The 14,010-nt window shown below is 71.6% G+C and carries 16 protein-coding genes; all 16 read right to left on the bottom strand.

All coding sequences use genetic code 11. From position 1 onward, the window contains the following. Window positions 1-98: 98 nt before the first annotated feature. On the bottom strand, window positions 99-1,307 hold the full coding sequence (lgt, locus tag ABIA38_RS01950; protein WP_424636581.1) for a prolipoprotein diacylglyceryl transferase: 1,209 nt from the start codon (window positions 1,305-1,307) through the stop codon (window positions 99-101). Between the two features lie 122 nt (window positions 1,308-1,429). After that, window positions 1,430-2,242 (bottom strand): DsbA family protein, encoded by an 813-nt coding sequence (locus tag ABIA38_RS01945; RefSeq protein ID WP_424636580.1) that lies wholly within the window; start codon window positions 2,240-2,242, stop codon window positions 1,430-1,432. Next, on the bottom strand, window positions 2,239-2,889 hold the full coding sequence (locus ABIA38_RS01940; RefSeq protein ID WP_424636579.1) for a MauE/DoxX family redox-associated membrane protein: 651 nt from the start codon (window positions 2,887-2,889) through the stop codon (window positions 2,239-2,241). The genes ABIA38_RS01945 and ABIA38_RS01940 overlap by 4 nt, the downstream gene beginning before the upstream one ends. A 116-nt stretch (window positions 2,890-3,005) precedes the next feature. After that, the gene (locus tag ABIA38_RS01935; RefSeq protein WP_424636578.1) at window positions 3,006-3,836 is read right to left on the bottom strand and encodes a DsbA family protein; all 831 of its coding nucleotides are present in this window, start codon (window positions 3,834-3,836) and stop codon (window positions 3,006-3,008) included. A gap of 138 nt (window positions 3,837-3,974) precedes the next feature. After that, window positions 3,975-4,790: a tryptophan synthase subunit alpha gene (trpA, locus tag ABIA38_RS01930; protein ID WP_424636577.1), complete on the bottom strand. Its 816-nt coding sequence runs from the start codon at window positions 4,788-4,790 to the stop codon at window positions 3,975-3,977. After that, window positions 4,787-6,007, bottom strand: coding sequence for a tryptophan synthase subunit beta (trpB, locus tag ABIA38_RS01925; RefSeq protein WP_424636576.1), 1,221 nt, complete (start codon window positions 6,005-6,007; stop codon window positions 4,787-4,789). Before trpB ends, trpA begins: the two co-directional genes overlap by 4 nt. 55 nt (window positions 6,008-6,062) lie before the next feature. Continuing rightward, entirely contained in the window at window positions 6,063-6,212 is a 150-nt protein-coding gene (gene trpM, locus ABIA38_RS01920; protein WP_424636575.1) for a tryptophan biosynthesis modulator TrpM, read from the bottom strand. Window positions 6,213-6,226: 14 nt separating this feature from the next. Next, window positions 6,227-7,036 (bottom strand): indole-3-glycerol phosphate synthase TrpC, encoded by an 810-nt coding sequence (trpC, locus tag ABIA38_RS01915; RefSeq protein ID WP_424636574.1) that lies wholly within the window; start codon window positions 7,034-7,036, stop codon window positions 6,227-6,229. A gap of 177 nt (window positions 7,037-7,213) precedes the next feature. Further along, the gene (locus tag ABIA38_RS01910; RefSeq protein WP_424636573.1) at window positions 7,214-7,621 is read right to left on the bottom strand and encodes a DUF2752 domain-containing protein; all 408 of its coding nucleotides are present in this window, start codon (window positions 7,619-7,621) and stop codon (window positions 7,214-7,216) included. Window positions 7,622-7,650: 29 nt separating this feature from the next. Continuing rightward, window positions 7,651-8,049 carry a CD225/dispanin family protein gene (locus ABIA38_RS01905; RefSeq protein WP_424636572.1) on the bottom strand — a complete coding sequence of 133 codons (399 nt, stop codon included), beginning with the start codon at window positions 8,047-8,049 and terminating at the stop codon, window positions 7,651-7,653. Between the two features lie 550 nt (window positions 8,050-8,599). Further along, window positions 8,600-8,809, bottom strand: a complete 210-nt coding sequence (locus tag ABIA38_RS01900) for an HGxxPAAW family protein (protein WP_424636571.1) — start codon at window positions 8,807-8,809, stop codon at window positions 8,600-8,602. Between the two features lie 103 nt (window positions 8,810-8,912). Continuing rightward, window positions 8,913-9,707, bottom strand: a complete 795-nt coding sequence (locus ABIA38_RS01895; RefSeq protein WP_424636570.1) for a TIGR02234 family membrane protein — start codon at window positions 9,705-9,707, stop codon at window positions 8,913-8,915. A gap of 132 nt (window positions 9,708-9,839) precedes the next feature. Continuing rightward, window positions 9,840-11,393, bottom strand: coding sequence for an anthranilate synthase component I (locus ABIA38_RS01890; protein ID WP_424636569.1), 1,554 nt, complete (start codon window positions 11,391-11,393; stop codon window positions 9,840-9,842). Window positions 11,394-11,453: 60 nt separating this feature from the next. Continuing rightward, the gene (hisI, locus tag ABIA38_RS01885; protein ID WP_424636568.1) at window positions 11,454-11,831 is read right to left on the bottom strand and encodes a phosphoribosyl-AMP cyclohydrolase; all 378 of its coding nucleotides are present in this window, start codon (window positions 11,829-11,831) and stop codon (window positions 11,454-11,456) included. Between the two features lie 43 nt (window positions 11,832-11,874). Then, window positions 11,875-12,522, bottom strand: a complete 648-nt coding sequence (locus ABIA38_RS01880) for a TIGR03085 family metal-binding protein (RefSeq protein ID WP_424636567.1) — start codon at window positions 12,520-12,522, stop codon at window positions 11,875-11,877. Window positions 12,523-12,578: 56 nt separating this feature from the next. After that, the gene (locus tag ABIA38_RS01875) at window positions 12,579-13,736 is read right to left on the bottom strand and encodes an alpha/beta hydrolase (protein WP_424636566.1); all 1,158 of its coding nucleotides are present in this window, start codon (window positions 13,734-13,736) and stop codon (window positions 12,579-12,581) included. Window positions 13,737-14,010 lie beyond the last annotated feature (274 nt).

Genomic DNA, 14,010 nt, shown 5'->3' with positions numbered 1-14,010 from the left:
CTACCGGTTCGCTCCGCCGGTCCGCCGGCGAGGAAAGGCTGCCCGAACCCGCCGGTGGAGGCGGGTCGGGGCAGCCTTTTGTCGGCGTGCGGCGGGGTTCAGCCCTGGTCGGCGGACTTCCGCGCGACCGAGGAACCGGCCCGCTGCTCGGCATCCGCATTCCCGGCGGCCAGGCCCTCGGCGACCTCGTCCGCGACGTCCGTGCTCGCGGCGGCGTCGCGCACCGGGACGTCGTTCTCGGCACCGGTGCGCACGGCGGCCTTGTCGCCGCGGTCCTTGCTCGCCGCGCTCTTGCCCTCGGTACTCGGGCGCAGGGCGGCCTTGCCCGGCGCGCCTTCGTCCCCGGAGCCCTCGGCGGCGGCCGTGCTCGGCGCGACTCCCCCGTCGCCGTCCTTGCCCAGGGCGACCCGGTCCGCCCCGCCGCCATCGCTCGGGTCGGCGTCCGCGTCCTCGGCCGAGTCGTCCTCGCCCGCCCGCGGGCGACCCCGCAGTTCGGCCGGTTCCTCGCGGCCCGGGTGCTTCCTGCCCGAGATCCAGATGTAGGCGATCGCGCCGGCGAAGACGAGGATCGCGGTCCAGTTGTTCAGCCGCATGCCCAGGACGTGCTCGGCGTCGTCGACGCGCATGTACTCGATCCAGAACCGGCCCACCGTGTAGCCCGCGACATAGAGCGCGAACGCGCGGCCGTGGCCCAGCTTGAATCGGCGGTCCGCCCAGATGACCAGCACCGCGACGCCGATGCACCACAACGACTCGTACAGGAACGTCGGGTGGAAGGTGCCGCTCTGGCCGGGGTCGACCACGTTGTGGTCGCCGTCGATCTTCACCGCCCACGGCACGTCCGTCGCGCGCCCGTAGAGCTCCTGGTTGAACCAGTTGCCCCAGCGGCCCGCGGCCTGCGCGAGCACGATGCCCGGGGCGAGCGCGTCGGCCATCGCGGGCAGCGGGATGCCCCGGCGGCGGCAGCCGATCCAGGCGCCCACCGCGCCCAGCGCGATCGCGCCCCAGATGCCCAGGCCGCCCTTCCAGACGGCGAACGCCTGCATGGGGTCGCCGCCGTCGCCGAAGTACGGCCCCGGGGTGGTGATGACGTGGTAGAGACGGCCGCCGACGAGGCCGAAGGGCACCATCCACACGGCGAGGTCGCCGACCGTGCCGGCGCGTCCGCCTCGGGCGACCCAACGTCGCTCGCCGAGCCAGATCGCGATGACGACACCGATGATGATGCACAGCGCGTAGCCGCGCAGCGGGATCGGACCGAGGTCGATCTGGCCGCGTGAGGGGCTGGGAATGAATGCGAGGTCCATGGCGGGTACGACGCTACCGGGTGTGGGGGTCGATGTGCGCCGGCGGCCGGCATCGAACGGGCAACGGGCGCGGCACCGGTAATCCTCGGTGCCGCGCCCGGGCGGGGTGGAGCGGGCGCCGGCTACTTGATGGCGGCCAGGATCTGCGCGCGCACCTCGTCGGGGGTGGCCAGACCGCGGCCCTTGACGATCAGGTCGATGGTCTTGCCGTTGATGCCCGCGGTCGGGGTGCCGGTGACCGGGGTGTCGCCGATCTTGGCGTTCTGGAACGCGTCCTCGACCTTGTTCACCCAGCCGGCGTCGGTCAGGTCGTTGACGCATTGGTCGAAGGCCGGCGAGCGCAGCCCGTCGACCTTGCCCGCGAGGTCGAGCAGGTAGGCCCGGTTGCCGAACTTGTCGTTGAGCTCGTCGGGCTGGTTGGCGTAGAGCAGGTCGTGGAACGGTGCGAACTTGCCCGCGGTCTGCGCGCAACCGGCGGCGTTGGCGGCGTACTTGGAGCCGTTGCCGCCGAGCTTGCCGTCCAGGAACGAGGCGATGTGGTAGTCGATCTTGATGGTGCCGGCGTCGGCCATCTGGCGCAGGGTCGGGGCGAGCGACTTCTCCACCTCGTGGCAGATCGGGCAGCGGAAGTCCTCGTACATGATCAGCGAGGGCGCGTTGGGGTTGCTGCCGACGGTGATGCCCAGACCGTCCGCGGACAGGTTGGCGGGCGCGCTGAAGGGTTTGGCGAGCGCGTCCTTCCAGGGGCCCTTCTTCTTGTTGGTCTTGGACATGCCGACGACCACGCCGATGATGGCGACGACCGCAAGGACGGCGACCACGGCGCCGGCGATGACCAGCACGCGCCTGCGCTTGGCGAGCGCCTGTTGGCGGGCGCGTTCCTGGGCCATCCGTTCGCGCGCGGTGCGCTTGCCTTCCGAATTCTTCGAGCTCACGTGATCTCAGGGCCTTTCAGTTCCCGGGTTCCGGGGTTCCGGTTCGCGTCCCCGCGGTTCTCGGCCGCGTCCGTGTGCGGCGCGTCCGTGTCGTCCTCGTCCTCGTCGTACTCGTCGTCGACGTAGGGCGGCTCCTCCGGGAACAGCCACGCGTCGGCGGAGAGTCGGGTGCGGGGGAAGACGATCAGCCAGCCGGCCAGGAGCAGGAAGCCGCAGTCCCGCAGGATCTCCTCCAGGTACGCGGTCCGGTCCGGCGCGACCGGCCCACCGCCGCCGAAGCAGCCGCAGTCGATGGCCAGCCCGCGGGCCCAGGCCTGGGCGATGCCCGCGATGAACACGAGCAGGAGCAGTGCGGACAGGGCGGCGACCAGGCGGGTGCCCAGGCCGACCACCAGGAGCACGGCCAGGCCCAGTTCGAGGTAGGGCAGCGCGTAGCCGACCGGCTTGACCAGGTCTTCGGACAGTAGGTCGTAGCCGCGGACCGCGTAGGCGGCCCGGTCGGGGTCGACTGCCTTCTCCCAGCCGGCGTAGGCCCAGACGAAGGCCAGGCCCAGCCGGACGGCCAGGCCGATCCAGGGAGCGGCTCGGCGCAGGCTCGCGAGCGGACCGGCGACTTGGACCCCGTTCGGGGTGGCCGTCGCGGTCACCGCGCCGCCGCCGGCTCGTTCGTCTTGCTTCCCACGGTCTGACCTCCGTCACGACGGGTGAGGTGCGCGGACAGCCGGTCCGTGGTCCCCGCACCTCGGACCGGCACATGTCCTGTCTAACCGGCGGAAGGTGCCTGAGGTTCCTGTCCGAGTGCCGCCTTACCACTCCCGGGGTTGTCCAGGCGCTGGTCGAGCAGCGCACGAAGGTTGTCGGGCGAACGCATGGCCGAGTTCCCGCTGTCCAGAATTTTTCCGTCGACCGCGACGCTGGGCGTGGCGGAGACGCCGGAGCCCTCGAACGCCCGCTCCCCGGCGGCCACCCAGGCGGCGTTGGCGTCGGTGTTCACGCACCCGTCGAAGGTGTCCCCGCGCAGGCCCGGGACCTGGCCGGCGAGGTCGAGCAGGCGCGCGACGGTGAAGCCGTCCTCGGATTCGTCGGGCTGGTTCTTGAACAACACCGCGTGGTAGGCGGCGAACTTGCCCGCGTCCACGGAGCAGCGGGCGGCATTGGCCGCCTTGACCGAGCCGGTGCCGCCGAGCTTGCCGTCCAGGAAGGAGGCGATGCGGTAGTCCACCTTGATCTTCCCGGCCTCGGCGTAATCGGCGAGCAGGGGGCCGAAGTTGGTCTCGAAGCGCTTGCAGAAGGGGCAGCGGAAGTCTTCGTAGACGGTGACGGTGACCGGCGCGGCGGCGCTGCCGACCCGGATGGTGCCGTCGGGTTGTGCGGCGGCGGGCAGGGTCGCGGGGTCGATGGTGCGGATCGGGGCCTTGGCCGCCGAGCCGGTCCGCTTGGCGCCGGCGCCGCTCTTGCCCGCGTCGTCGTCCTTCTTGTCGTCGCCGCCCATCGTGAGCACGAAGCCCAGGACGGCGGCGACCACCGCGACCACGAGCACGCCGACGACGGCCAGGATGACGGGTGTTCGGTTGGTCCTGGGGTTGGCGCTCAACGCGGGTTCCTCCGATGTGTGTTCCGTACGGGTGGGGCACGGCATGGCAACGGCCGCCGCGGGGATGCTGCGGCGGCCGTGGTGAGCCGATGTACATTTTGGCAGGTTTTTACACGGGATAAGTACGTCGTCGGGGCGTCAGCGCGTACGGACGCCCTGGGCGAGGTCGGCGGCCAGGGTGCGGACCGCGTCCAGGCCGGCCTGTTCGTTCGGCGCGTCCAGGAGGGCGCGGACGAACGCGGAGCCGACGATGACGCCGTCGGCGTAGGCCGCCACCTCGGCGGCCTGGGCGGCGGTGGAGACGCCCAGGCCGACGCAGACCGGCAGGTCGGTGGTCTTGCGGGTCCGCGCGACCAGTTCGCCGGCCCGGTCGCTGACGGTGGCCCGGGTGCCGGTGACGCCCATCAGCGAGGCGGCGTAGACGAAGCCGCCGCAGTTGCGGGTGGTGTAGGCGATCCGCTGGTCGGACGAGGACAGCGCGACCAGGAAGATCCGGTCCAGGCCGTGCCGGTCGGTGGCGGCGATCCACTCGTCGGCCTCGTCCGGGATCAGGTCGGGGGTGATCACCCCGCTGCCGCCGGCCGCGGCCAGTTCGCTTGCGAAACGTTCGACGCCGTAGCGCTCGATCGGGTTCCAGTAGGACATCACCAGCGTCGCGGCGCCGGTTTCGGCGACGGCGCGTACGTTGTCGATGACGTGGTGGGTGTTGGTGCCGTGGGCGAGCGCGTGTTCGACGGCGCGTTGGATGACCGGGCCGTCCATCTGCGGGTCGCTGTACGGCAGGCCGACCTCGATGATGTCGCAGCCGCCCTCGACCATCGCGCGCATCGCGGCGGCGGAGCCCGCGACGGAGGGGTAGCCGGCCGGGAGGTAGCCGACGAGCGCGGCGCGGTTCTCGGCGCGGGCCGCGGCCAGTACCTCGGTGAGCCTGGTGGTGGTGTCGGTGCCGGTCACGACTGCTCCGCTTCCGCGTCGAGGAGATCGAAGTACTTGGCGGCGGTGTGCATGTCCTTGTCGCCGCGCCCGGAGAGGTTGACCAGGATGGTGGCGTCCGGGCCGAGTTCGCGCCCGACCTCGATCGCGCCGGCCAGGGCGTGTGCCGATTCGATCGCCGGGATGATGCCCTCGGTGCGGCACAGCAGCCGGAACGCCTCCATCGCGGGGACGTCGTCGATCGGCCGGTAGGTGGCCCGGCCGGTCTGGTGCAGCCAGGCGTGCTCGGGCCCGACGGCCGGGTAGTCCAGGCCGGCCGAGATCGAGTGGGATTCCTGGGTCTGCCCGTATTCGTCCTGGAGCAGGTAGGTGCGCGCGCCGTGCAGGACGCCGATCGAGCCGCCGGTGATCGAGGCGGCGTGCCGCCCGGTCGCCACACCGTCGCCGCCCGCCTCGAAGCCGTACAGCCGTACGCCCTCGTCCGGGATGAACGCGTGGAAGGCGCCGATCGCGTTGGACCCGCCGCCCACGCACGCGCAGACCGCGTCGGGCAGCCTGCCGGTCAGGTCGAGCACCTGCTGCCGGGCCTCCACCGAGATCACCTTGACGAAGTCGCGGACCATCGCCGGGAAGGGGTGCGCGCCGGCGGCGGTGCCGAGCAGGTAGTGGGTGTTGTCGACGTTGGCGACCCAGTCGCGCAGCGCCTCGTTGATCGCGTCCTTGAGGGTGCGCGAGCCGATCGCCACCGGGATCACCTCGGCGCCGAGGACGCGCATCCGGGCCACGTTCAAGGCCTGCCGTTGGGTGTCGAGTTCGCCCATGTAGACGATGCACTCCAGGCCGAGCAGGGCGCACGCGGTGGCGGTCGCGACGCCGTGTTGGCCGGCGCCGGTCTCCGCGATCACCCGGGTCTTGCCCATCCGCTTGGTCAGGATCGCCTGGCCGAGGACGTTGTTGATCTTGTGCGAGCCGGTGTGGTTGAGGTCTTCGCGCTTGAGGATGATCCGCGCGCCGCCGGCGTGTTCCGCGAAGCGGGGGGCCTCGGTGATGATGCTCGGGCGCCCGGCGTAGTCGCGCAGCAGACCGGTGAACTCGGCCTGGAACTCCGGGTCGTCCTTGGCCTTTTCGTAGGCGGCGGTCAGCTCGTCGAGGGCGGCGATCAGCGCCTCGGGCAGGAAACGCCCGCCGAAGACGCCGAAGTGGCCTGAGGGGTCGGGCAGTTGGGCAGTGCTGGACATGCGAGGTCCTTGTCGGTGTGGCATGCCGTGCGGACGGCACGTTGCTGACGGTGGGTCAGGAAACGTGTCGGCGCCATCGGCTGCCCGGGACCTGACCGGGCTCGCAGCCGATCACGTAGCGGACCCGGCGACCACGCACCCGGCGGGCGGGCGCGCGGCAGCCCCGGGGCTTGCAGCCCCTGGCCAGTCGCGGGTCCAGGCTCATCGTCGCTCGCGTCCTCAGCCGCGCCCGTGCCGGATCGCCGGGTGCGCGCCCGCGGCGACCAGGTCGGCGACCGAGCTGCGCGGGTCGCGACCGGTGACCAGGGACTCGCCCACCAGGACGGCGTCGGCGCCGTTGTTGGCGTAGGCGATCAGGTCGTGCGGGCCGCGCACGCCGGACTCGGCGATGCGTACGCAGGTGTCCGGGATCAGCGGGGCGATCCGGGCGAAGTTGTTGCGGTCCACCTCGAGGGTCTTCAGGTTGCGCGCGTTGACCCCGATGATGGTGGCGCCGGCGTCGAGCGCCCGGGCGGTCTCCTCCTCGTCGTGGACCTCCACGATCGTGGTGAGACCGATCGAGCGGGAGCGCTCGATCAACGAGATCAGCGCGTTCTGCTCCAGGGCCGCGACGATCAGCAGCGCGACGTCCGCGCCGTGCGCGCGGGCCTCCCACAGCTGGTAGCTGGTGACCATGAAGTCCTTGCGCAGGACCGGGATGTCGACCGCGGCGCGGACCGCGTCCAGGTCGTCGAGCGAGCCGCCGAAGCGGCGCTGTTCGGTGAGCACGCTGATCACCGAGGCGCCGCCGGACTCGTAGTCGGCGGCCAGACCGGCCGGGTCGGCGATCGCGGCGAGCGCGCCCTTGGACGGGCTGGAGCGTTTGACCTCGGCGATGACGGCGATGCCGTCGGCACGCAGGAGGCTCTCCGCATCGCGGGGCGCCGGCGCCTGGGCCGCGAGTTCCTTGATTTCATCAAGGGATACGCGGGCCTGTCGTTCGGCGAGGTCGGCGTTGACACCGTCGATGATCTCGTCGAGCACAGTCACGCCCTACATCCCCTCGTTTGTCCGGAGAACCTGCTCCCCCGGCCCTTCGATGGTATAGGCCGATTCGAACAGACCCGTCCACACCGCACCGCCGAAGAGGTGGGGGCAGCATACGGCGTCGCACGGTGCCGCCGTGCGCACGGGCCGGCCGGCGGAACCACCGACGGTCACTGTGCGTCAGGGCGCGAGCGCCGCGCCGAAGGGCAGGTCGCGCACCACCCAAAAGACCACGACGACCACGAGCAGGGCCCGAAACCACCGGGGATCGGCCAGCCTCCGCCGCGGTTCACCCCGCGCGGTACGCACCGCCCACCCCAGCCACAACACCCCGATCAGCGGGAAAAGCGCGACGGCGAGGGCGTTGTAACCCACCGCCGCGGCGAAGTCGAGATGGGTGAGCGCATGGACACAGCGCAGACCACCGCACCCGGGGCAGGGCAATCCGGTGATCACCAGATAGGGGCAGGGCGGGTAGTGGCCACTCGCGCGCGGATCCACCAGCCCCACATAGGCCGTGGCCGCGGCAAGCCCGGCCAGACTCAGGGCCGGCAACCCGAGATCGCGCACTCTGATGCGGGTATTCACCGCGCCATCATCCCGCCGTCATCCCGCCATCAAAGGTCACCCAGCGTGTCTTTCCACCCGAGCAGGAAGACGCCGACCATCCAGGTGGTCCAGAAGATGACCCCGAGCAACACGGTCCCGATGGTCCAATTCCGCGCCCGCAACGAGGCGAGCCGAGCCCCCGCGACATCCCCCCGCTGCCAACGCTCATTGACACTGGTGGCCGCGAGCAACGCCGGAACACCGGCCAGGAAGCAACAAAAAATGGTGGCCACCACGGCCCAGGCCAGGTAATTATCCGGCGGCCCGGGCGGCGGCCCCGCAGGCGGCGGCATGGTGGGCGGCCCATAGGGCGGCATCGCATGCCCGAACGGCCGAGCAGGCGCACTCCACTCCCGAGTCCGCTCCTCCCCACCACCCCCGGGAGCCCCCGGATACCCGTAGGCCACATTCCCCCCTAGGCAACCCCATCCAGAGCCCCCACCCTAGAACAGCCCAGGAGCCCCAACCGAGAAACCGAACACCGACAACCAATCCGGCCCGGCCGAGCACAATGCAGCCCGGCCAAGCAATATCCAGCCCGGCCGGCGTTTGAGGCCAAGTAGCCCGGCCGGCGCATGAGGCCACCTCGGCCGGAGGCCGGGTCAGTCCCACCCAGCCGAGCACAATCCACTCCGGCCGAGCAAATTCCAGCCCGGCCGGCGCTTGAGGCCACCCAGGCCGAAGGCCGGGTCAATCCGGCCCGGCCGAGCGCAATCCATTCCGGCCAAGCAAATTCCAGCCCGGCCGGCGCTTGAGGCCAAAGAGCCGGGCCGGCGCATGAGGCCACCGAGGCCGAAGGCCAGGTCACCCAGCCCGGCCGAGCAAATTCCAGCCCGGCCGGCGTTTGAGGCCAAGTAGCCCGGCCGGCGCTTGAGGCCACCGAGGCCGAAGGCCAGGTCACCCAGCCCGGCCGGCGCTTGAGGCCAAAGAGCCCGGCCGGCGCATGAGGCCAACCCGTCAACGACGAGCAGGCGCAGCCCCCAACCCACCCATCCGCATACCCGCGCCGGCGATGCACCCGACCAGCACCACCGCCGCCCCCACCCAGAACAACATCACGTTGGCCGCGATCATCGCGACGCCGGAGATCGTGCAGCCGATCAGCGCCAGTATGGTCACGGTCCAGGCGGCGGGGGTGCTGCCGTGGTTTCCGGCTTGCGACGACATCGCTTACTCCTTCGGCTTCGCATACACATGCACATACACACGCGGAAGCGCGGTCGTCGATGGCAACCGCGCAACTCTTATTGTCACCCGTCGGGAGCAGTGCTCAGCGCGTGGGGTCCTCGCCCCGATCGAGCGCGTTCCACAGGTCGGCGTTCGTACTCGGGCCACGCTTGACCGCCGCCGCCTGGCCTGCGGGCGCCTCGTACCGGTTGGACATCCCCGGCCAGCGCCGCCCCCGAATCAGCACGAACAATCCCGCGAGCAGGATCAGCACCCCGCCCACCGCGGCGAACCACGGCCAGATCGCATGGGTCACGTCCACCGCCCGCACACCCTCGACGGCCGCCTTGCTCGCCGCCTCGGAGTCCAGCGCGGTCGTATCGCTCGCCCCCTGCACCGCCAACACAGTCACGCCGATCCCGGCGAGCAGCACCAGCGCGCCGACCACCGCGCGCCCGATCGTCCGGGTGGCCAGAACGGCGAGCGCCCCGGCGAGCCCGAGCAGCGCGAAGGCCGAGACCGCCTTGTTGATCGAGTTGCCGCTCGCGGCCACGGCGATATGCGAGCCGTGTACCGGCGCGGTCCCCTCCGCCCAGGTCCGCCCCGCCACGGAGAGCACGATCGCCGCGCCCACCAGCGCGAGCAACACCGCAGCGGTCAGCTCCCGCCGAGCCGCCTTGCGCTCGCGCACCGCGACCTCGGTCTCGGCCTCGGTCTCCGGCGACCCACCGGGCACACCGGGCACACCGCCGACCACACCACCGAGCGCGTCGTCCGGCCCCCGGCCCGCCTCCCCGCCCGGCACGCCGCCCTCGGTCGGCACCCCCGCAGCGGATCGGTCGTCGTCCGTCTCCGCGCCACCACGCACCACGGTGGACTCGCTCCTCGCGTCGGTCATACGTCCAGCATGACCCACGCCCCGAGCCGCCTTGACCCCGGGCGGGTCGACCGGGCGCCGCCCGGCGTCACCCGCATGACCCACGCCGGAAGCCGCCTTGCCCCGGGGCGGGTCGACCGCGCGCACCGCCGATCACGACACCGGCACCCGGTGCGCCGGGACGAGCGTGCCCGCGATGGCCACCGCGCGCAGCACCGCCGCGGCCTTGTTGCGACACTCGATGTCCTCGGCCTCGGGCGAGGAGTCGGCGACCACCCCCGCACCCGCCTGGACGTACGCCACCCCGTCCCGGATCAGCGCGGTGCGGATCGCGATCGCGGTGTCCAGGTCGCCGGCGAAGTCGACGTAGCCCACACACCCGCCGTACAACCCGCGCCGGGTCGGCTCGGCCCGCTCGATGATCTCCATCGCCCGCGGCTTGGGCGCGCCCGAGAGCGTCCCGGCCGGGAAACACGCGGCGAACACGTCGAGCGCGGTGCGTCCCGGGGCCAACTCCCCCACCACGGTGGACACGATGTGCATCACGTGGCTGTACCGCTCCACCGACATGAAGTCGATCACCTCGACCGTACCTGGCGCACAGACCCGGCCCAGGTCGTTGCGGCCCAGGTCGACCAGCATCAAATGCTCGGCGCGTTCCTTCGGGTCGGCGAGCAACTCCTCGCCCAGCGCGGCGTCCTCGGCGGGAGTGGCGCCGCGCGGCCGGGTGCCCGCGATCGGGTGCAACATCGCCCGCCCGTCCTCGACCTTGACCAGCGCCTCGGGAGAGGAGCCGACCACGTCGAACCCGCCCTCGGCGCCGCCGTCCGGGCCGGGCAGCCGGAAGAGGTACATGTACGGGCTGGGGTTGGTCGCGCGCAGGATCCTGTACACGTCCAGCGCGGCGGCCTCCGTACGGGCCTCGAACCGCTGGGAGAGCACGATCTGGAACGCCTCGCCGGCCCGGATCTCCTCCTTGGCCGCCGCGACCGCCTCGCGGTAGGCGGGCGAGCCCCACGGGCCGACCGCCTCGACCACCGCGCCGCGCTCGAACGCGGCGGCGGCAAGTCCGGTGGGCCGGTCCAGGTCGGCGGTCATCGTGTCCAGCCGGGCGACCGCCGCGTGGTAGGCCTCGTCGACGCCGGACTCGCGGTTGTCGTGGTTGATCGCGTTGGCGATCAACAACACGCTGCCGTCCACATGGTCGAGCACCGCCAGGTCGGTGGCCAGGAACATCATCAGCTCCGGCACCCGCAGGTCGTCCACGGCCGACTCGGGCAGCCGCTCCAGCCGGCGGACCACGTCGTAGCCGAGGTAGCCGACCATCCCGCCGGTCAGCGGCGGCAGTTCCACGCCCGGGATGCCGTGCGGGGTGTGCAGCGCGGCCACGGTGGCCCGCAGCACCTCCAGCGGATCGCCGGTCACCGGCACGCCCACCGGCGGGGTGCCCAGCCAGCGCGCCTGCCCGGCCGCCTCGGTGAGCACCGCCGCGCTGCGCACGCCCACGAACGAATAGCGGGACCAGGAGCGGCCGTTCTCGGCGGATTCGAGCAGGAACGTGCCGGGCCGCTCGTCGGCGAGCTTGCGGTAGAGCCCCACGGGGGTGTCCCCGTCGGCCAGGAAGCGCCGGGTGACGGGGATGACCCGCCGCTCGCGCGCGAGCGCCCGGAAGGTGTCCAGGTCGGGGGTGACGGTTCCGGTGGTCATGGCGTGCGCAATCTCCCGGGCAGCGAGGTCGGGCAAAACGAGTCGAGCGGCGGCGGGTGGTCAGGAGGTGACGGGCAGGACGTCCGCGTCGAAGCAGGTGCGAGCACCGGTGTGGCACGCGGCGCCGGTCTGCTCGACCCGGACCAGGACCGCGTCGCCGTCGCAGTCGAGCGCGGCGGAGACCACCGTCTGCACATGGCCGGAGGTGTCGCCCTTGACCCAGTACTCCTGCCGGCTGCGACTCCAGTAGGTGCAGCGGCCGGTGGTCAGCGTGCGGTGCAGCGCCTCGTCGTCCATCCAGCCGACCATCAGCACCTCGCCGGTGTCGGCGGCCTGCGCGACGGCGGCGATCAGGCCGTCCGGATCGCGCTTGAGGCGCGCGGCGATGCTCGGGTCGAGGTCGGAGGGCCGCGCGGGCGGGTGGGTGGCACCGGTCATGCGCGCATTGTCGCAGACCGACACCGGCCGACCGGCCGGATGTTCACAGCGCGGTCTCCGCCGTCCGCAGGGTCTCGATCGCTGACTCCTCGCCGGTGAGTTCGACCCGGGCGTGCTCCTTGCGGCCGGACAGGTACAGGAGCAGCTCGGCGGGGTGCCCGGTCACGGTCACCGTGGGGGTGCCCTTGCGGACGATCCGCTCGGCCGGCGGCGCGGTGTCGGTGCGACGCAGTGCCACCCCGACGCCCACCCCGCGCAGCGCGAGTCGGGACAGGCCCCCGGCCCGCTGCCACAGGATCTCGGTGAGTTCCGGGTCGAGTTCGCGTGGTTCGGCGCCGCCGGGTTGGGCTCGGCGCACGTCCTCCAGGTGGATGAAGTACTCCGTCGTGTTGGCGGCGGCGTCCACGCCGGGGATGGCGAACACGGACAATTTGGGCGGGCCGTCCGCGACCAGTCGTACGGTCTGCTCGTAGGGTTTGCCGGCCTGCCCCAGGCGGACCTTCTCGGTCCAGCCGGCGAACGGCTTGAGCACGATGCCCGGCCCCGAGTCGGGGCGGTGTTCGCGCACCACCAGGTGGGCCGCGAGGTCCCGGGTGGTCCAGCCCGCGCACAGGGTCGGCGCGTCCGGGCCGAGTACGCGCAGCAGTTCGGCGAGTGCGGCGCGTTCGGTGCGGGCGTGGGATGTCGGCATGTGCCGATCCTTCGGCCCGCACCGGGCGCGGTCAAGGGGGCACGATCACGGCGTGGTCACGGGGAGGCGGCGATCGGGGCGGAGTCCTTGGGCTGGTCGGTCTTCTGCTGGGTGCTCAGCCAGCGCAGCGCGTCCGGGAGCACGGCCTGCCAGGTCTTGAAGTTGTGCCCGCCGGTAGGCAGCAGCAGGGTGTCCACCTTCAGCGGCGGTTTGGCCAGCTTCTGGAACTCCTTGGTGTCGGCCAGGTTGGGCTCGCCGCTCTCGCTGCTGGTGAGCAGCAGGTTCACCGGCGGCATCGGCAGGTTCTTCAGCCGCCACATCAGGTCGTTCTGGTTGCGGTAGGCCTTGCTGCCGCCGTACAGGTCGCCGGTGTCGCCGTCCATCGGCGCGCCGTAGTCGGCGGACAGCGCAACGCCCGCGCCGATCCGGTCCGAGTAGAGCATCGCGGTCTTGGCCGCGCAGTAGCCGCCGGTGGAGTCGCCGAACATGGCCCAGCCGCGCGGGCCCGGGGCGACCCGGTAGGCCTGATTCATCGCCTCGGGCAGGTCCTGGCTGAAGAACATGCCCACCTGCGGGCCGCCGGGCACGTCGGTGCACTCGGTGTCGCGGTCCAGGCCGACGCCGGGCTTCATCATCACGTAGATGGTGGGCTGGACTCGGCCGGCGATGATCTCGTTGGCGGCGAATTTGGGCAGTTCGAGGCGGGTGACCAGGTTGCGCTCGTTGCCGGGGTAGCCGGTGACCGCGACGACGACCGGGAAGCGCCGGTCCTTGTACTGCGGCTGGAAGTATTGCGGTGGCAGATAGACCAGCGCGGCCGTGCCCAGGCCGCTGCGCCGGCCGGCCACGTCGACCTTCATGATCTGGCCGGCGGCCTGCGGATTGTTGCCCTGCGGGACGTCGATGGTCTCGGTCCCGTTCTCCTTGACCAGTTTGGGCACGTCGCCGTTGCCGCCGGCGCCGAAGTTCATCGCGGGCTTGCCGGTCTTCCCGAACAGGTCGTCCCAGGTCGTGTAGAAGACGAAATAGCGGTTGCCGATCACCGCGACCGAAGCCAGGATCAGCACCTGCGTGGTGGCCAGGATGGCGATCCGGCCCAGGATGGGCAGCACCTTCTGCGGGGAGAGTTTGGGCCAGAAGAACACGGCCGCCCCGAGCGCCGCGAAGGCCAGAACGCACAGCAGGATTATCAATTTGAGGCTGGTCAGGCCCACAGCGGCGTCCTCGGTCTATGGATCATGGTCAGGGCACGCCGGTGGAGACGAGACCGACCCGGGTTTGGTTGCGCATGCCGGCGGGGGTGCGGCAGGGCAGGCGCGGGGGCGATCGAAACAGCGTGACATGTGGGAAAGATCCGATCCAATCCGCGTCGGGCCGGCCGATCTTGATCGAATCGACGCCTCGGGCGGGAATCGGCGCCGGCGGACGCGCCTTGTACGTTGATCGGACAACCGAACCGCGCCGGATGACCATGCCCGGCCGCGCCCG

It is taken from the genome of Embleya sp. AB8 (genome assembly GCF_049739465.1).
Classification (GTDB): domain Bacteria; phylum Actinomycetota; class Actinomycetes; order Streptomycetales; family Streptomycetaceae; genus Embleya.
The sequence above is the reverse complement of the archived record's forward strand: the minus strand, read 5'-3'. Positions and strand labels throughout refer to the sequence as shown.

What these genes read in the sequence shown, in the direction of transcription:
- lgt (WP_424636581.1), bottom strand. Translation starts at nt 1,307, where the DNA reads ATGGACCTCGCATTCATTCCCAGCCCCTCACGCGGCCAGATCGACCTC.
- trpB (WP_424636576.1), bottom strand. Translation starts at nt 6,007, where the DNA reads ATGTCCAGCACTGCCCAACTGCCCGACCCCTCAGGCCACTTCGGCGTC.
- trpM (WP_424636575.1), bottom strand. Translation starts at nt 6,212, where the DNA reads ATGAGCCTGGACCCGCGACTGGCCAGGGGCTGCAAGCCCCGGGGCTGC.
- ABIA38_RS01900 (WP_424636571.1), bottom strand. Translation starts at nt 8,809, where the DNA reads ATGTCGTCGCAAGCCGGAAACCACGGCAGCACCCCCGCCGCCTGGACC.
- ABIA38_RS01895 (WP_424636570.1), bottom strand. Translation starts at nt 9,707, where the DNA reads ATGACCGACGCGAGGAGCGAGTCCACCGTGGTGCGTGGTGGCGCGGAG.
- ABIA38_RS01890 (WP_424636569.1), bottom strand. Translation starts at nt 11,393, where the DNA reads ATGACCACCGGAACCGTCACCCCCGACCTGGACACCTTCCGGGCGCTC.
- hisI (WP_424636568.1), bottom strand. Translation starts at nt 11,831, where the DNA reads ATGACCGGTGCCACCCACCCGCCCGCGCGGCCCTCCGACCTCGACCCG.
- ABIA38_RS01880 (WP_424636567.1), bottom strand. Translation starts at nt 12,522, where the DNA reads ATGCCGACATCCCACGCCCGCACCGAACGCGCCGCACTCGCCGAACTG.